The sequence below is a fragment of the Pseudomonas sp. 1L-C-7-B-C1 genome (assembly GCF_057291635.1).
The window spans coordinates 129,537-145,406 of the sequence record NZ_JBXAWH010000013.1 but is presented as its reverse complement, the minus strand read 5'-3'; the positions used below and the strand labels follow the sequence as shown (position 1 = coordinate 145,406).

The window sequence follows — 15,870 nt, the reverse complement described above, 5'->3', positions numbered from 1 at the left end:
AATCGCTGGAGATCTAGCGGATGTGCCGGCCTCTTCGCGAGCAAGGTGGAGCGCCACCCCGCTCCCCCCGAGGGCTTCGTCAATCCGCAACTCTCCATGAGTAACCCCTTTGGCCCATTCCCTCCAGCGTCGCTGGTACCCCCTGGTTTTTACCATTGCCGCGCTGGTGCTGCTGCCATTGAGCGTATTGCTGTTCTCCTGGCAGACCATCGATCAGCAGATCTGGTCGCACCTCTGGGAAACCCAGATGCCAAGGTTGCTCGGCAACACCCTGACGCTGGTGCTTGGCGTGGGGCTGGGCGTCACGGTGCTGGGAGTGAGTCTGGCGTGGCTGACGGCGCTGTGTGAGTTTCCGGGGCGGCGCTGGCTGGACTGGGCGCTGATGCTGCCGTTTGCCATCCCGGCGTATGTGCTGGCGTTCGTCTTTGTGGGTTTGCTGGATTTCGCAGGCCCTGTGCAAACGCTGTTGCGCGAGTGGTTCGGCTCCGGCCTGCGTCTGCCGCGAGTCCGCTCTACCGGCGGCGTGATCATCGTGCTGGTGCTGGTGTTTTACCCCTACGTGTATCTGTTGGCGCGCACGGCGTTTCTGGCCCAGGGCAAAGGCCTGATGGAGGCGGCGCGTATTCTCGGTCAGTCGCCGTGGCAAGCGTTCTGGCGCGTAGCTCTGCCCATGGCGAGGCCGGCGATCGGTGCTGGTGTGGCGTTGGCGCTGATGGAAACCCTGGCCGATTTCGGCGCGGTGTCGGTGTTTAACTTCGACACTTTCACCACCGCTATCTACAAAACCTGGTACGGCTTCTTCAGTTTGTCGAGCGCGGCGCAACTGGCGAGCCTGCTGCTGCTGGCCGTCATGGTCCTGCTGTACGGCGAGCATCGCGCGCGCGGGGCGAGCCGGCCAAGCAACGAGCGCCCGAGGGTCAAGGCGCTGTATCACCTGCATGGCCTGAAAGCCATCGCCGCCAGCACATGGTGTGGGCTGGTGTTCGCCTGCGCGTTTGTGGTGCCACTGCTGCAGTTGATTGTCTGGGTCTGGCAACGCGGGCGTTTCGACCTCGACGAGCGCTACGCCGGGTTGATCCTGCACACGCTTTACTTGGGCGGCATCGCTGCGCTGGTCACGGTGTGCGTCGCGATGATCCTCGTGTTTGCCCGGCGCCTTGCCCCCACACGCGCCATTCGCGCGGGCGTCAGCGTCGCCAACATCGGTTACGCGCTGCCCGGCTCGGTGCTGGCGGTGTCGATCATGTTGGCGTTCAGTTATCTGGACCGGGAACTGGTGGTGCCGTTATCCAGCTGGTTGGGCGGCGCTGGCCGGCCTTTGCTGCTGGGCAGCCTGGGGGCGCTCGTGCTTGCGTACCTGGTGCGCTTCATTGCGGTCGCGTACGGGCCGCTCGAGAACAGCCTGTCGCGCATTCGTCCATCACTGCCCGAAGCCGCGCGCAGTCTGGGGGTCAGCGGCCCGCGATTGTTTTTCAGGATTTATCTGCCGCTGCTCATACCCGGCACGTTGAGCGCTGCGCTGCTGGTCTTCGTCGATGTCCTCAAGGAAATGCCCGCCACGCTGCTCATGCGGCCGTTTGGCTGGGACACGCTGGCCGTGCGCATCTTCGAAATGACCAGCGAAGGTGAGTGGGCGCGTGCGGCTTTGCCTGCGCTGACGCTGGTGCTGGTCGGGCTGCTGCCGGTCATCGGTCTGATTAGACGTTCGGCCAGACCGATTGGTTAGGTGCGGGGTCCTAACCTTGCGGCTACAATGCGCCGCAATCGACTCGGTCTGTCAGACAATTCCTCAAATTAGCAAAGGTGTCAGACCCCAATTCACGGGGGATCTGCGGGATTGCCAGTGACCGCGTCTTCGCCACGCCCGGAAGGAGAAACCCATGGGACAGCGTACGCCCCTCTTTGACCTGCACCTCGCGCTTGGCGCGAAGCTGGTTGATTTTGGTGGTTGGGACATGCCCTTGCACTACGGATCGCAGGTCGAGGAGCACCATCAGGTGCGCCGGGATTGCGGGATTTTCGACGTGTCGCACATGCATGTGCTCGACGTATCCGGCAGCCAGGCCAAGCCTTGGCTGCAACATCTGCTGGCCAACGACGTCGGCAGGTTGCAACAGACCGGGCAGGCGCTTTACAGCGCGATGCTGGACACCCAGGGCGGTATCGTCGACGACATGATCGTCTACCTGACCGACGAGGGTTATCGCCTGGTGGTCAACGCAGCCACCGGCGATAAGGATCTGGCCTGGATGAACGCCAACGTTGCCGGCTACGACGTGCGGGTCAAGCACCGCTCGGAACTGGCGATGCTTGCCATTCAGGGGCCAAACGCCCGGCAGAAGATCGGCGAACTGGTTAATCAGGAACGCACTGCGCTTATCCACACCCTCAGGCCCTTCGAAGGCCAGCAAGAAGGCGACTGGTTCATTGCCCGCACGGGTTATACCGGTGAAGACGGTCTCGAGATCATCCTGCCAGCGACCGAGGCCTGCAGTTTCTTCAACGACATGGTCGGCGCCGGTATCTCGCCGATCGGTCTGGGCGCCCGCGATACGCTGCGCCTGGAAGCAGGGATGAACCTGTACGGTCAGGAAATCGACGAGCAGGTTTCGCCCCTGATCTCCAACATGGCCTGGACGGTCGCGTGGATACCTGAAGACCGTAAGTTCATCGGGCGCGCTGCACTCGAAGCAGAGCGAGCGCGAGGCATCTCCTCAAGGCTTGTAGGGCTGGTCCTGGAAGAGCGGGGCGTTTTGCGTGCTCATCAGGTCGTCCGAATAGCGGAAGTTGGCGAAGGAGAGATCACCAGTGGTAGTTTCTCTCCTACGCTAAGCAAGTCGATCGCGCTGGCGCGAGTGCCGATGGCTACCGCTGACCGTGCCGAGGTGGAAATCCGGGGCAAGTGGTACCCGGTCCGAGTGGTTCGACCCGCATTCGTGCGGCACGGCAAGGCCTTGATATAACCCTGATTTTTGAAGCCATCCCTGGCGGGTTTTTCCGCTGACCTGATGAAGTAGAGAGGATAAGAACATGAGCACTATTCCCGCCGAACTGCGTTTTGCCGAGAGCCACGAGTGGGCCAAGCAAGAGGGTGATCTGATCGTTGTCGGTATTTCCGATCATGCGCAGGAAGCGCTGGGTGACGTGGTGTTCGTCGAGCTGCCTGAGGTGGGTAAGGTTTTCGCGGCCCCAGGTGATCAGGCCGGTGTCGTCGAGTCGGTAAAGGCTGCGTCTGACATCTACTCGCCCGTGGCGGGCGAAGTCGTCGAAGTCAACGAGGCGCTGGCTGATGGCCCAGAGGCATTGAACGAGGCGCCATACGCGTCATGGATCTTCAAGGTCAAGCCAGCCAATGCCGCGGACCTGGGCAAGCTGCTCGACGCAGCGGGCTACAAGGCGCTGATCGGCGAATAAGCCGGTCGGTCAGACGTAAAAAAGCCGCTCGGATGAGCGGCTTTTTTGTGGGAGCGAGATCGACGTTATGCCGCCAACTCGTCACAACAGGTCCGACTTATTGCTCGGCAACCAGATTCTTAGCCAGGATGGCGTTTGCCAGGTCCATGTCCGATGCCTTCAGGGCCGGATTGTCTTTGCGCACCTGATCCATGGCTGCTTCCAGGTATGGGCCGCGGATTTCGCCGTTGCTGGCGACGAAGCTGCCAGCGTCGTCTTGTGCGGCGACGATCAGCTTGTGGTGACGGAAGGTAAGGTAGGTGGAACCGGTTGTGGCACCAGACGACAGCACGTCCCGCAGAAAACCGTCAGCCATCGCTGAACCGACCGGCAGGGAAAGCAAGGCTAACGTGGCTACAGCAAGTTTGAGACGCATGAGAGGTACTCCGATGTTTGTTTGTTCTGAAACGATTTGATACGCCGTTCCCTGCTCTAGTTCCCCAGGCACAGGGCGTCATAGTGCGACGGCCTGCCAAGTCGGCTCGTCCCGGGAGTTGATCATCGTTCAGAGGGTCACGGTTGATGACGGTGGGAAATCGATCGGGCAGAGTAAGGTAACTGCATTCTGCGCGGCTTCTGTGTTTGAGCGCAGGAACGGCTGGCGCAGCCAATAGAGATTCAAGCCGCAAAAACAATAGGAGGGCGTCATGGCTGTTCTGGAAAGTTTTCGTCTCGACGGCAGGGTAGCGTTGGTCACCGGCTCCAGCGCAGGCATCGGTCTGGCGATTGCCCGGGGCCTGGCGGAAGCGGGCGCCACGGTCGTGCTCAACGGCCGCAATGCCGAGACGCTGCAATCGGCCGCCCAAGTCCTAATAGCGGAGGGTCATGCAGTTCACACGCAGAGTTTTGATGTGACGGACAGCAAGGCGGTCGCCGTTGCGGTTCAGGACATCGAAGAACGCGTCGGACCGCTGGAAATCCTGGTCAACAACGCCGGCATCCAACGGCGCGGGCCGCTGGCGGAGTTCGCCGAGGCGGACTGGCACGAGTTGATGCGCACCAACCTCGACAGCGCGTTCTTCGTCGGCCAGGCCGTCGCGCGCTGCATGATCCCCCGTGGACGCGGGCGCATCATTAATATCTGTTCGGTGCAAAGTGAGCTGGGCCGGCCGGGTATCGCGCCGTACACCGCGAGCAAAGGCGCGCTGAAGATGCTGACCAAAGGCATGGCGATCGACTGGGGCCCGTTCGGTCTCAACGTCAACGGAATCGGACCAGGATACTTCAAGACCGAGCTGAACGCTGCGCTGGTCGCCAATACCGAATTCAGCGACTGGCTGGTGCAGCGCACGCCGAGCCGTCGTTGGGGCGAAGTGTCGGAGCTGGCGGGCGCGGCGGTGTTTCTGGCCTCGGACGCAGCCAGCTTCGTCAATGGCCATATTCTTTACGTCGACGGTGCCATTACGGCATCGCTGTAATCCGGAGAACGAACATGCAAGCGATTGTCTGCCATGCCGCGAAAGACCTGCGTGTCGAGCCCGGCAACGAAGCACTGCCCCTGTCTGCCGGACAGTTGCGCGTACGCGTTGCTCGCGGCGGCATCTGCGGCTCGGATCTTCATTACTACCAGCACGGCGGTTTCGGCGCGGTTCGGTTGAAAGAGCCGATGGTCCTCGGCCATGAAATCTCGGCGGTCATCGAGGAAGTCGGCGACGCGCAGAGCGCTTTTAGCGTCGGGCAACGGATCTCCGTGTCGCCGTCACGTCCTTGCGGAGACTGCAAATACTGTCACGAAGGCCTTCTCAACCATTGCCTGAACATGCGTTTTTACGGCAGCGCGATGCCGTTTCCGCACATTCAGGGCGCGTTCCGCGAGCGTCTGGTGATCGAGTCAAGCCAGGCCCATGCGCTGGCGCCGACCACGACGCTGGCTGAAGGCGCACTGGCCGAGCCCTTGTCGGTCGGGCTTCATGCGATCCAGCGCGCCGGTGGCGTGTTCGGCAAGCGCGTACTGGTGACCGGCTGCGGTCCAATCGGCAACTTGCTGATCGGCAGCCTGCGCGCGGCGGGAGCGTTGCAGATTATCGCCGCGGACCTGAGCGACAGCGCGCTGGCGTGCGCGCGGCGCATGGGTGCCAGCGAAACCCACAATCTGCGCGACGAGCCTGAAGCACTGGCGCGCTATACCGCCGACAAGGGTTATTTCGACGTGATGTTCGAGGCCTCAGGCAGCGCGCAAGCCTTGCGCGATGGCCTGACCTGCATGCGCCCGCGCGGGATTATGGTGACAGTCGGACTCGGTGGCGATGTGGCGATTCCGCTGAACTTGGTGGTGGGCAAGGAAATCGATCTGCGCGGCACCTTTCGCTTCCACCCCGAGTTCGCTCAGGCGGTGGACCTGCTCAACCGCAAGGTGATCGACGTGACGCCGGTGATCTCCCACACCCTTGCGTTTCAGGACGCGGTCCAGGCGTTCGAGCTGGCGGGGGACAAGCAGCAGGCGATGAAAGTCGTGCTGGATTTCGGGGTGCCGGACCAGTAATGGACTGCGGTCAGTTCAGGCCTGTGCCAGGGTTGATCGGAACTGTGGGCGCGAGCTTGCTCGCGTAAAGGCGGGGACACCCGCTCAATATCCAGCGGTTATGAGACCCCCTTCGCGAGCAAGCTCACTCCCACATGGACCGCGTTTGCTGCGCGCCGGGACATCTCCAACGTGGGGGCGGTTTAGCGCTGTTCGCTCTGCGGTGTCACACGCAGCACCTCTTCAACCGTCGTCAGGCCCGCCGCGACCTTTTGCGCGCCGGACAAGCGCAGGCTGCGCATGCCGTCTTTGAAGCCCTGACGGCGCAACGCCGTCAGGTCCAGGTCCGCCGTGATCAGCGACTTCACCGCGTCCGACATCAGCATGATTTCGTACACCCCCGCCCGCCCGCGATAGCCCGTGTCGCGGCACTCCGCGCAACCCACGGCCCGATGCGCGCCGGTGGGCACCGGCGCCTGCCACGGCCGCGTCAGGGTCTGCCAGTCCACCTCATCCATTTCGATCGGCGCCTTGCAGTGCGGGCACAGCGTACGCACCAGACGCTGCGCCATCACGCCGAGGATCGTTGCCTTGAGCAGATAATGCGGCACACCCAACTCCAGCAGACGGCTAATGGCGCTGGGCGCGTCGTTGGTGTGCAGCGTCGACAGCACCAAGTGACCGGTCAACGCCGCCTGAATCGCCATTTCTGCGGTTTCCAGGTCGCGAATCTCGCCGATCATGATGATGTCCGGGTCTTGCCGCATCAGCGCGCGCACGCCGCTGGCAAAGGTCAAATCAATGTTGTGCTGCACCTGCATCTGATTGAACGCAGGCTCAACCATCTCGATCGGGTCTTCGATGGTGCAGAGGTTCACCTCCGAAGTCGCCAGCATTTTCAGCGTCGTGTACAGCGTGGTGGTCTTGCCGGAACCTGTCGGGCCGGTCACCAGAATGATGCCGTTGGGCTGTCGGGTCATGCCCTCCCATCGACGCAAGTCATCGCCGGAGAATCCGAGCTGGTCGAAGTCCTTGAGCAGCACTTCCGGGTCAAAAATCCGCATGACCATCTTTTCGCCGAAGGCGGTGGGAAGCGTCGATAACCGCAGCTCCACCTCGCCGCCGTCGGGCGTCTTGGTCTTCACCCGACCGTCCTGGGGCTTGCGCTTTTCGGCCACGTTCATCCGGCCCAGGCTTTTCAGGCGGCTGGTCACGGCCATCGCCACCTGGGGCGGGAATTGATAAACGTTGTGCAGCACGCCGTCGATGCGGAAGCGTACGGTACCGGCCTCGCGGCGGGGCTCGATGTGAATATCGCTCGCCCGCTGCTGATAGGCGTACTGGAACAGCCAGTCGACAATATTGACGATGTGCGCGTCGTTGGCGTCCGGCTCTTGATCGCTGGCGCCGAGCTTGAGCAACTGTTCAAAGTTGCCCATGTTGCTGATTTTCTGATCGCTTGCACTCGCGCCGCTGACCGATTTGGCCAGCCGGTAAAACTCGACGGCCAGTTTCTGTACGTCCACGGGATTGGCGACGACGCGCTTGATCGGCATCTTCAGCACGTGGGTGAGGTCGGCTTCCCACGCATTCACGTACGGTTGCGCGCTGGCGATGGTCACTGCGTCGCGATCGACGTCCACCGCAAGAATCTTGTGGCGCTGGGCGAAGGCGTAGGACATCAACGGGGTCACGGCGGCGACGTTGATCTTCAGCGGGTCAATGCGCAGATAGGGCTGGCCCGATTGCTCCGCCAGCCAGGCGGTCAGGGTTTCGAGGTCGAGTTTCTTGCCGGGCCGCTTGTGGTTGTCGAACTGCTGGGTGGCGATGAGTTCGAGCGGGTGGGCGTGGAGGTTCTGCGCGGCTCGGCGCAGCGTGAGCGCATATTCGGCGTTGTCCTGATCGAGGTATCCCTGCGCGACGAGGTCACGCAATACTTCGTTCAGATCCAGCCAGCGGTCCTGAGATGATGAGGCGAGGACGGACATGCGGGCTCCTTGGTACGAGACGGCTTACTTCGGTGTTGAGCAAGAGTAGTCCCAGGCGTGCCAGTTGTAGCGCCCTGCCGGTAGCGAAGCGTTGCCAATATTTTCGGAGCACTCAACTGGCGGCGAGTGAGACGACCTCGGTTACGACGTGCAAATTGCCCATGGGTTCAAGTTCAACCGAGCAAACACTGACCAGATTGCGCATTTTTTCGCCAATCACCTGAGCGCGGTGCCACGTCATGCCGCCCACTTCAACGCTCACCATCAGCATGCCGTCCTGCTGCAACACGCTGACCTGTTGAGGGATCAGGTACTGCATCGCGAACAGGTTGAGCAGCCGGCAGAGCACGTCAGCCTCTGCCTCGGCGAGGATTTGGTAGCGCGACAGGCAATGAACATTGCCGACCGACCAGGCATCGTGGCGGAAAGGGGCAGGGCTGGCGGCGTCGAAATGCGGCATGGGATATCTCCTGACAAACTCGTCGTGGCGATGACGTTGAATGGCAGAAATTTTTACACGTTGAAAAAGAAATTTCTGATCGGAGATGCGCTGTATTAGGCTGTATTGGACTTGTTTATGTGCCGAATCTTCCTTTCAGGAATTGACTATGCAAATTGAGCTGGACGCCTACGACCGGAAGATTCTCGCGCTGCTGCAGGAGGATGCGTCGCTGTCCAGCGCGCAAATCGCCGAGCAGGTTGGCCTGTCGCAATCGCCTTGCTGGCGCAGGATTCAGCGGCTCAAAGATGAGGGCGTTATTCGGCGGCAGGTGACGCTGCTGGATCGCAAGAAGATCGGCCTGAATACGCAAATTTTTGCAGAGGTAAAACTCAACGCCCACGGTCGGTCCAACTTCACTGAATTCACTGAGGCAATCCGTAGTTTCCCGGAAGTGCTGGAGTGTTATGTGCTCATGGGGTCGGTGGACTTTTTGCTGCGCATCGTCACGCCGGACATCGAAGCGTACGAGCGATTCTTCTTCGAAAAGCTCTCGCTGGTGCCGGGGATTCAGGAAGTGAATTCGACAGTGGCGCTGTCGGAAATCAAATCGACGACGAGCTTGCCGATTGGCAGATAGGGTGCGAATTCCCGGCTAAAGCCGGTCCCACTGACACACCACGTGCATTTAGTGGGACCGGCTTCAGCCGGGAAGGCGTCGGTGGACACACCACGAAAATTAAGGTGCGGCTACTGGCCTCTTCCCGGCTAAAGCCGGTCCCACTGACACACCGCGTGCATTTAGTGGGACCGGCTTCAGCCGGGAAGGCGTCGGTAGGCACACTGCGAAATTGAGGGTGCTCAGGCTGGCCTCTTCCCGGCTGAAGCCGGTCCCACTGACACACCACGTGCATTTAGTGGGACCGGCTTCAGCCGGGAAGGCGTCGGTAGACACACTGCGAAATTGAGGCTGCTCAGGGTGGCCTCTTCCCGGCTGAAGCCGGTCCTACTGACACACCGCGTGCATTTAGTGGGACCGGCTTCAGCCGGGAAGACGTCGGTAGACACACTGCGAAATTGAGGGTGCTCAGGGTGGCCTCTTCCCGGCTGAAGCCGGTCCTACTGACACACCGCGTGCATTTAGTGGGACCGGCTTCAGCCGGGAAGGCGTCGGTAGACACACTGCGAAATTGAGGGTGCTCAGGGTGGCCTCTTCCCGGCTGAAGCCGGTCCTACTGACACACCGCGTGCCTTTCGTAGGACTGGCTTCAGCCGGGAAAGCGTCGGTAGGCACACCGCAAAACTGCGGTGCTTCCACTGGCCTCTTCCCGGCTAAAGCCGGTCCTACGAAACAGCGTCAGCCGGTGCTACCAACCGTGCCAGCCGTCCCATCCATACGGCGTCTTACAACTTCAGCAATGTCTTCCACGCCCGGCTTTGCAGGACGGTGATGGTTTGCTGGACGCGGGCATCAAGGATTTCATCGGTGATGTCCAGATGCGCCAGTTGTTCGAGCTTGTTCAGCTCGCCGTACAAGCGATCCAGCTCAGGCAGGTCGAGGGCCTGGCGGGCGTAATGCAGCCACACCTGAATGCGCTCGATGCGTGGCAACTGCTCCGCCAGGTCTTCCGGCTGCTGCTGGTAGCGCGGCAAGTTTAGCGCGGTCGCCTCATCACCCAGGAAACGCGGCACCCAGCTGCTGAGCATCGCGTGGCCCTGACGATTGCCACGATTATTGCGCTCGACCGTCCAGCTGCGCGCCATCAACCAGCGTGAGGTGGTCAGTGAGAACAGGCCCCAGCGGGTGTCCTGCAACTCTTCGATGAACTGCTCATGGGCAGCGGCGCGTACGTCGCCATCTTCCTGGCCGGCGAGCACCAGCGTGCGCCAGTCTTCCAGCAAGGCGTCCAGCGCGGCGCGCAGGTCATGGGTCGTTGAGCGCGGAGCGGCTTGGCCCAGGCTGCCGGCCAGAGCGCGCAGTTCAGCGAGCACTTCGACCCATTCCTGCAACAGGCTCCAGTGGCCGTTGAAGCGGTATTGCTCGGCCAGACGCTGGCTGCTGCCGAGCAGGAACCAGGCGATGGCGTTAAACGCGTCGTCTACCGAGAGTTCGCCATGCAGCTCGGGCGTCGGCAGCTTGATCGAGTAGCTGCTGGCGTCGAACAGGCGATAACCACGCTCGGCCTTGCTGATATCGCAGGGCATCAGCGGCAGCTTCTCGGCCAGCTCTGCGGCCAGTTCCAGCAGCGCGGCAGGGTCGCCTTCGCGCAACTCCAGTTCCAGCTCGCAGATTTCTTCCTGCTGCTTGCCGGCGACAACCCTGCCCAGGTCCAGTGCTGCTTCGATCACCACCTTGGTCTTGCCACGGCCCCATGCGATTTCCGCTTTCTCGCGGACGAAATCAGTGGTGAACACCGGCTTGATGGTTTTCTTGTCCAGATCCGCCAGTTGCTCGGGCCAGCATTCGCCGTCGAGCTTCTTCAGGTCCAGCTTGGCCTTGGGCACGTCCCAGTTGTATTCGTTGCGCTCGGACAGGCCCGCCACGCTCTGGCCGCGGGTCTTGAGGGTCTGAATGATCGCGTCGCCGTCGCGACGCAGCCGCAGCGCAACTTTGGCATGGGCCAGCTCACGCTCGGGAGTGTCGAAGTACTGGTTGAACAGCTCCAACCGCTCCCAGCCACTCTTGTTGCGCTTCTTCAGCAACGGGTGCTCGCGGAGGGCTATGAGGGTTTCGCGGCTGACGCGGAGTTTGATTTCGGTTTCTTTCTGCATGGCCGGAGAATCCAAACGCTCTATCGCTGATAACAGGGGTCGCAGCCGGAATCGACACAGCTGCGTGGGCCGTGCAGTGTACAGGACATCAACCGTGACAGTTTATTCATGCGGGCCAATCGACCTATGATGGCTGGCGTGTCGCACCCCATCACCGGAGTCGCCTATGCCGTTGCCGTCCATGAAAGACCAGTTCGCCGCCCTGATCGCCGCGCCGTCTGTGAGCTGTACGCAGCCCGCGCTCGACCAGTCCAATCGCGCCGTCATTGACCTGCTGGCGGGATGGCTGGGCGATCTGGGTTTCGCCTGCGACATCCAGCAGGTAAGCCCCGGCAAGTTCAATCTGCTGGCGACGTATGGCACGGGCCCCGGCGGGCTGGTGCTGGCGGGCCACAGCGATACCGTTCCTTGCGACGATGCGTTGTGGAAGACCGATCCGCTCAAGCTGACCGAAGTCGACGGCAACTGGGTAGGACTGGGCAGCTGCGACATGAAGGGCTTTTTCGCGCTGGCCATCGAGGCGCTTCAGCCGCTGCTCGATCAGCCGTTCAAGCAGCCGCTCATCATCCTCGCCACCTGCGACGAAGAGAGCTCCATGGCAGGTGCCAAGGCCTTGGCTGCAGCGGGCGGTGTGCTGGGTCGCGCGGCGGTTATCGGCGAACCGACGCGCCTCAAGCCTGTCCGCTTGCACAAGGGCGTGATGATGGAGCGCATCGAGATTCTCGGCCGCAGCGGTCACTCCTCTGACCCGAGCCTGGGGCGTAGCGCCCTTGAAGCCATGTACGACGCCATCGGCGAGCTTAAAGGCCTGCGCCGCCAATGGCAGGAGCAATACCGCAATCCGCAGTTCAGCGTGCCGCAACCGACCCTGAACTTCGGCTGCATCCATGGCGGCGACAACCCGAACCGGATCTGCGGGCAATGCTCGCTGGAGTTCGACCTGCGCCCGCTGCCGGGCATGGACCCTGAAGTGCTGCGCGCGGCGATTCGGCAGAAGCTGCAACCCGTTGCCGAACTCCATCAGGTGCAGATCGATTACGCGCCACTGTTTTCGGAAGTCTCACCGTTTGAAGAAAGCGCCGACGCGGAACTGGTGCGAATCGCCGAGCGTCTGACCGGTCATACGGCCGAAGCAGTGGCATTTGGCACCGAAGCGCCTTATCTTCAGCGCCTTGGTTGCGAAACCATCGTGATGGGGCCCGGGGACATTGCCTGCGCGCACCAGCCCGGTGAGTATCTTGAAATGTCACGTTTGCAGCCTACAGTGCGTCTGTTACGTCAATTGATCGAACATTACTGCCTGGGTACCCCTTGAGTGCACCCAGGTGCTGCATGAGGCAGGGCCTGTCTCAGAATCAACCCAAAAGGAGAGTACGCGTGTTGCGATGCCTGTTCCGACGATAAAGCTCATGCCGTCTTGAGTGTTTCCACCCTTCGTCCATCCACTACAGGCTTCTTTCGGATATGCCCGATTACGTTAATTGGCTCCGCCACGCGTCTCCCTACATCAATGCCCACCGGGATTGCACCTTCGTCGTCATGCTTCCAGGCGATGGCGTCGAGCACCCGAACTTCGGCAACATCGTCCACGACCTCGTGTTGCTGCACAGCCTCGGCGTGCGCCTCGTACTGGTTTACGGCTCCCGCCCGCAGATCGAAAGCCGCTTGCAGGCCCGTGGCCTGACGCCGCATTTTCATCACGACATGCGCGTTACCGATTTCGCCACCCTCGAATGCGTGATTGACGCCGTCGGCGCCCTGCGCATCGCCATCGAAGCGCGTTTGTCGATGGACATGGCCGCCTCGCCGATGCAGGGCTCGCGATTGCGCGTCACAGGCGGCAACTTCGTCACGGCGCGCCCGATCGGCGTCCTTGAGGGCGTCGATTTCCAACACACCGGTGAAGTACGCCGCATCGACCGCAAGGGCATCAGCCGGCTGCTCGACGAACGCTCCATCGTGTTGCTGTCACCGCTGGGGTATTCGCCCACTGGCGAGATTTTCAACCTTGCCTGCGAAGACGTTGCGACGCGTGCGGCGATTGATCTGGGGGCGGAAAAGCTGCTGTTGTTTGGCGCCGAGTCAGGCTTGCTGGACGAGCAGGGCCGATTGGTCCGTGAGCTGCGTCCACAACAGGTCCCCGCGCACCTTCAGCGGCTGGGCAGCAACTACCAGGCGGAGCTGCTGGATGCGGCGGCGCAGGCCTGCCGCGGTGGTGTGGCGCGCAGCCATATCGTCAGCTACGCCGAAGATGGCGCGCTGCTCTCCGAGCTGTTCACCCGCGCCGGCGGCGGCACACTGGTGGCCCAGGAGCAGTTCGAACTGGTGCGCGAAGCGTCGATTGGCGACGTTGGCGGGCTGATCGACCTCATCACGCCGCTTGAAGAACAGGGCATTCTGGTGCGTCGTTCGCGGGAAGTGCTTGAGCGTGAAATCGAGCAGTTCAGCGTGGTCGAGCGCGAAGGCTTGATCATCGCCTGCGCGGCGCTGTACCCGATTGCCGATTCCGAGACGGGTGAGTTGGCGTGTCTGGCGGTTAACCCGGAATACCGTCACGGCGGGCGCGGCGACGAACTGCTCGAACGCATCGAAGAACGCGCCCGGGCGCTGGGTCTGAAAACCCTGTTCGTCCTCACCACGCGCACCGCCCACTGGTTCCAGGAGCGCGGTTTCGAGGCCAGCAGCGTTGATCGCCTGCCCAGCGCACGTGCGTCGCTCTACAACTACCAGCGTAATTCGAAGATTTTCGAAAAGGCGATTTAAGCGAAGCGCGTCAGGGCCTGAAGCCTGACGCGCATTTTCGGTTCGATACCACCCTTGTAGGAGCGAGCTTGCTCGCGAGGCGGCTAAGTCAGGCGCTACATCTCTCTCGCCTGAGCCACTGCTTTCGCGAGCAAGCTCGCTCCCACAATGGGTCGTAGTGCACCGGAGATCAGCGTTGAATGCAAAACCTGTAGGAGTGAGCTTGCTCGCGAAGGCGCTGGGTCAGCTGCTCAGGTGCTGAACGACCGAAATCCAATGTAGGAAGGGCGTGGTACTCCCACAGGGTTGATCGGGTCGTGTCAGTGATGACACGACCCACTCTGATCAGTTGCTGATCGCCAGAATGCTTGCCTGATAGGCACCCACAAACGTGTCGAAATCCACTTTCTCTTCGGTCTGTTCCAGCTCCGCTTGCTGAGCCAAAGACTCGCGCGCCTTGCTTTCAAAATGGGTCTGGTCTTCGGCACTCAGCGGATTGCTGCGGAAATGCTCGGCATGAATCTGTGACTGGCGCAGCGAGAAGGCCGTGAACCCTTCCTTGTGCTCGGTCATCGCCGCCAGCACCTTTGCCGAAGGCGTCAGAGAAGCGTCTGCGACTTTTGCCCGCTGAACCTCCAGCGATTTGACGTGCTGATCCGTGCCCTGGCTGGCGTCGAGCAGTTCACAGATCGGCTTGATCGTGTCCAGCATCTCGTTGGCCCAGACCTTCAGGTCGATTGTCGTGTCGTTGCGGTTCAGTTGCAGGCCGGGGCGGCGACCTTCCTTGACCACGGTCAGGAAGTTCGTGCTGGCGTTGCCGCATTCGTTGCTCGCCAGTTGCGGGCTGTCGTGCAGTGCGCAGTACAGGATGAACGCATCAATGAAGCGCGATTGCTCAAGGTCGATGCCGACCGGCAAGAACGGGTTGATGTCCAGGCAGCGGACTTCCACGTACTGCACCCCGCGGGCGACGAGCGCCTGAATCGGACGCTCACCGGAGTAGGTGACGCGTTTCGGGCGGATCGTCGAGTAGTACTCGTTTTCGATCTGGAGGACGTTGGTGTTCAGCTGAATCCACTCGCCATCCTTGTGTGTGCCGATCTCGACGTAGGGCGCGTAGGGCGTTGCCACCGCGCGGCGCAGGCTGTCGGTGTAGGTCAGCAGATCGTTGTAACAAGGCGTCAGGTCTGCCTGGGCATTGCTCTGGTAACCCAGATCGCTCATCCGCAGGCTGGTGGCGTACGGCAGATACAGCGTGTCGGCGTCGAACTGCTCAAGCTGATGCGAGCGGCCGCGCAGGAAGCTGGCGTCCAGCGCCGGCGATGCGCCGAACAGGTACATCAGCAGCCAGCTGTAACGACGGAAGTTGCGGATCAGGCCGATGTAGCTTTCGGACTGGAAGTCGCGGTCATCACCTTCGAATTTCGCGTCCTGCCTGAGCACGGGCCAGATGGCTTCGGGCAGCGAGAAGTTGTAATGAATGCCGGCGATGCACTGCATGGTTTTGCCGTAACGCAAGGCAAGGCCCTGACGATAGACATATTTCAGCTTGCCGATATTGGAGGTGCCGTAATAGGCGATCGGGATATCCGCCTCGGCCGGCAGCGGGCACGGCATCGAAGGGCTCCAGATGTATTCGCTACCCAGTTTGCTGTACGCGAAGCGATGAATCTTCTCCAGGCTTTCCAGCGTGTCGGCAGGGTTGGCCAGGGCCGGAGTGATGAACTCCAGCAAAGACTCGGAGTAATCGGTGGTGATTTGCTCATTGGTCAGCGCCGCGCCGAGGGCTTCCGGGTGCGGGGTTTGTGCCAGGCGGCCTTCGCCCGTAACGCGCAGGCATTCACGCTCGATGCCATGCAAGCACTTCTCCAGAAGGGAGAGGTTGGAGTGCTCGCCAAGCAGAGTCAGGCGGCGGTTGAGAAGTTCGCTCAAGTTGGAATCCTTCACGCGTCAGTCGGCCCTATATGGGGGCGATATGGCGGTCTACAAGGGTGAAGAAAGGAACTGGCGTTTTC

Annotated in this window: 13 protein-coding genes; 8 read left to right on the top strand and 5 right to left on the bottom strand. The window is 61.5% G+C overall.

The window, feature by feature from the left end:
• Window positions 1-109: 109 nt before the first annotated feature.
• The 3 genes from AC0Z8Z_RS20170 to gcvH all read left to right on the top strand — a co-directional run bounded on the left by AC0Z8Z_RS20170 (window position 110) and on the right by gcvH (window position 3,414).
• Window positions 110-1,726 carry an ABC transporter permease gene (locus tag AC0Z8Z_RS20170; protein WP_485620285.1) on the top strand — a complete coding sequence of 539 codons (1,617 nt, stop codon included), beginning with the start codon at window positions 110-112 and terminating at the stop codon, window positions 1,724-1,726.
• A gap of 154 nt (window positions 1,727-1,880) precedes the next feature.
• A complete protein-coding gene (gene gcvT / locus AC0Z8Z_RS20165) occupies window positions 1,881-2,963 on the top strand; it encodes a glycine cleavage system aminomethyltransferase GcvT (protein WP_485620284.1) in 1,083 nt (360 codons plus the stop codon).
• Between the two features lie 67 nt (window positions 2,964-3,030).
• Complete coding sequence (gene gcvH, locus AC0Z8Z_RS20160; protein WP_192171356.1) at window positions 3,031-3,414, top strand: glycine cleavage system protein GcvH; 384 nt, start codon at window positions 3,031-3,033, stop codon at window positions 3,412-3,414.
• Window positions 3,415-3,511: 97 nt separating this feature from the next.
• On the opposite strand, the gene AC0Z8Z_RS20155 is transcribed toward gcvH, so the two are convergent.
• Window positions 3,512-3,829, bottom strand: a complete 318-nt coding sequence (locus tag AC0Z8Z_RS20155) for a DUF2388 domain-containing protein (protein ID WP_065987516.1) — start codon at window positions 3,827-3,829, stop codon at window positions 3,512-3,514.
• 271 nt (window positions 3,830-4,100) lie between these two features.
• Here AC0Z8Z_RS20155 and AC0Z8Z_RS20150 point away from each other — a divergent pair, with 271 nt between their 5' ends.
• Together AC0Z8Z_RS20150 and AC0Z8Z_RS20145 are read left to right on the top strand one after the other, a co-directional pair.
• On the top strand, window positions 4,101-4,871 hold the full coding sequence (locus AC0Z8Z_RS20150; RefSeq protein WP_485620283.1) for a glucose 1-dehydrogenase: 771 nt from the start codon (window positions 4,101-4,103) through the stop codon (window positions 4,869-4,871).
• A 14-nt stretch (window positions 4,872-4,885) separates the two neighbouring features.
• On the top strand, window positions 4,886-5,935 hold the full coding sequence (locus AC0Z8Z_RS20145) for an L-idonate 5-dehydrogenase (protein ID WP_485620282.1): 1,050 nt from the start codon (window positions 4,886-4,888) through the stop codon (window positions 5,933-5,935).
• 182 nt (window positions 5,936-6,117) lie between these two features.
• Here the strand turns inward: AC0Z8Z_RS20145 and tfpB are convergent, their stop codons facing one another.
• Both tfpB and AC0Z8Z_RS20135 read right to left on the bottom strand, forming a co-directional pair.
• Window positions 6,118-7,902 carry a type IV pilus assembly ATPase TfpB gene (gene tfpB / locus AC0Z8Z_RS20140; RefSeq protein WP_122534079.1) on the bottom strand — a complete coding sequence of 595 codons (1,785 nt, stop codon included), beginning with the start codon at window positions 7,900-7,902 and terminating at the stop codon, window positions 6,118-6,120.
• 112 nt (window positions 7,903-8,014) lie between these two features.
• The gene (locus AC0Z8Z_RS20135) at window positions 8,015-8,362 is read right to left on the bottom strand and encodes a hypothetical protein (RefSeq protein WP_485620281.1); all 348 of its coding nucleotides are present in this window, start codon (window positions 8,360-8,362) and stop codon (window positions 8,015-8,017) included.
• Between the two features lie 148 nt (window positions 8,363-8,510).
• Between AC0Z8Z_RS20135 and AC0Z8Z_RS20130 the strand changes: the two genes are divergently transcribed.
• Window positions 8,511-8,981 (top strand): Lrp/AsnC family transcriptional regulator, encoded by a 471-nt coding sequence (locus tag AC0Z8Z_RS20130; protein WP_122534077.1) that lies wholly within the window; start codon window positions 8,511-8,513, stop codon window positions 8,979-8,981.
• 764 nt (window positions 8,982-9,745) lie between these two features.
• On the opposite strand, the gene AC0Z8Z_RS20125 is transcribed toward AC0Z8Z_RS20130, so the two are convergent.
• On the bottom strand, window positions 9,746-11,113 hold the full coding sequence (locus AC0Z8Z_RS20125) for a CYTH domain-containing protein (protein WP_485620280.1): 1,368 nt from the start codon (window positions 11,111-11,113) through the stop codon (window positions 9,746-9,748).
• A gap of 166 nt (window positions 11,114-11,279) precedes the next feature.
• Here AC0Z8Z_RS20125 and argE point away from each other — a divergent pair, with 166 nt between their 5' ends.
• Both argE and argA read left to right on the top strand, forming a co-directional pair.
• Complete coding sequence (argE, locus tag AC0Z8Z_RS20120) at window positions 11,280-12,428, top strand: acetylornithine deacetylase (RefSeq protein WP_485620279.1); 1,149 nt, start codon at window positions 11,280-11,282, stop codon at window positions 12,426-12,428.
• A 149-nt stretch (window positions 12,429-12,577) separates the two neighbouring features.
• Window positions 12,578-13,876: an amino-acid N-acetyltransferase gene (argA, locus tag AC0Z8Z_RS20115; protein ID WP_122534074.1), complete on the top strand. Its 1,299-nt coding sequence runs from the start codon at window positions 12,578-12,580 to the stop codon at window positions 13,874-13,876.
• Between the two features lie 324 nt (window positions 13,877-14,200).
• Here the strand turns inward: argA and gshA are convergent, their stop codons facing one another.
• The gene (gene gshA / locus AC0Z8Z_RS20110) at window positions 14,201-15,787 is read right to left on the bottom strand and encodes a glutamate--cysteine ligase (RefSeq protein WP_485620278.1); all 1,587 of its coding nucleotides are present in this window, start codon (window positions 15,785-15,787) and stop codon (window positions 14,201-14,203) included.
• Between the last annotated feature and the right edge of the window lie 83 nt (window positions 15,788-15,870).

Excerpts from the sequence above, each read along its gene's own strand:
- gcvT (WP_485620284.1), top strand. The coding sequence starts at position 1,881 with ATGGGACAGCGTACGCCCCTCTTTGACCTGCACCTCGCGCTTGGCGCG.
- gcvH (WP_192171356.1), top strand. The coding sequence starts at position 3,031 with ATGAGCACTATTCCCGCCGAACTGCGTTTTGCCGAGAGCCACGAGTGG.
- AC0Z8Z_RS20155 (WP_065987516.1), bottom strand. The coding sequence starts at position 3,829 with ATGCGTCTCAAACTTGCTGTAGCCACGTTAGCCTTGCTTTCCCTGCCG.
- AC0Z8Z_RS20150 (WP_485620283.1), top strand. The coding sequence starts at position 4,101 with ATGGCTGTTCTGGAAAGTTTTCGTCTCGACGGCAGGGTAGCGTTGGTC.
- AC0Z8Z_RS20145 (WP_485620282.1), top strand. The coding sequence starts at position 4,886 with ATGCAAGCGATTGTCTGCCATGCCGCGAAAGACCTGCGTGTCGAGCCC.
- tfpB (WP_122534079.1), bottom strand. The coding sequence starts at position 7,902 with ATGTCCGTCCTCGCCTCATCATCTCAGGACCGCTGGCTGGATCTGAAC.
- AC0Z8Z_RS20135 (WP_485620281.1), bottom strand. The coding sequence starts at position 8,362 with ATGCCGCATTTCGACGCCGCCAGCCCTGCCCCTTTCCGCCACGATGCC.
- AC0Z8Z_RS20130 (WP_122534077.1), top strand. The coding sequence starts at position 8,511 with ATGCAAATTGAGCTGGACGCCTACGACCGGAAGATTCTCGCGCTGCTG.
- AC0Z8Z_RS20125 (WP_485620280.1), bottom strand. The coding sequence starts at position 11,113 with ATGCAGAAAGAAACCGAAATCAAACTCCGCGTCAGCCGCGAAACCCTC.
- argE (WP_485620279.1), top strand. The coding sequence starts at position 11,280 with ATGCCGTTGCCGTCCATGAAAGACCAGTTCGCCGCCCTGATCGCCGCG.
- argA (WP_122534074.1), top strand. The coding sequence starts at position 12,578 with ATGCCCGATTACGTTAATTGGCTCCGCCACGCGTCTCCCTACATCAAT.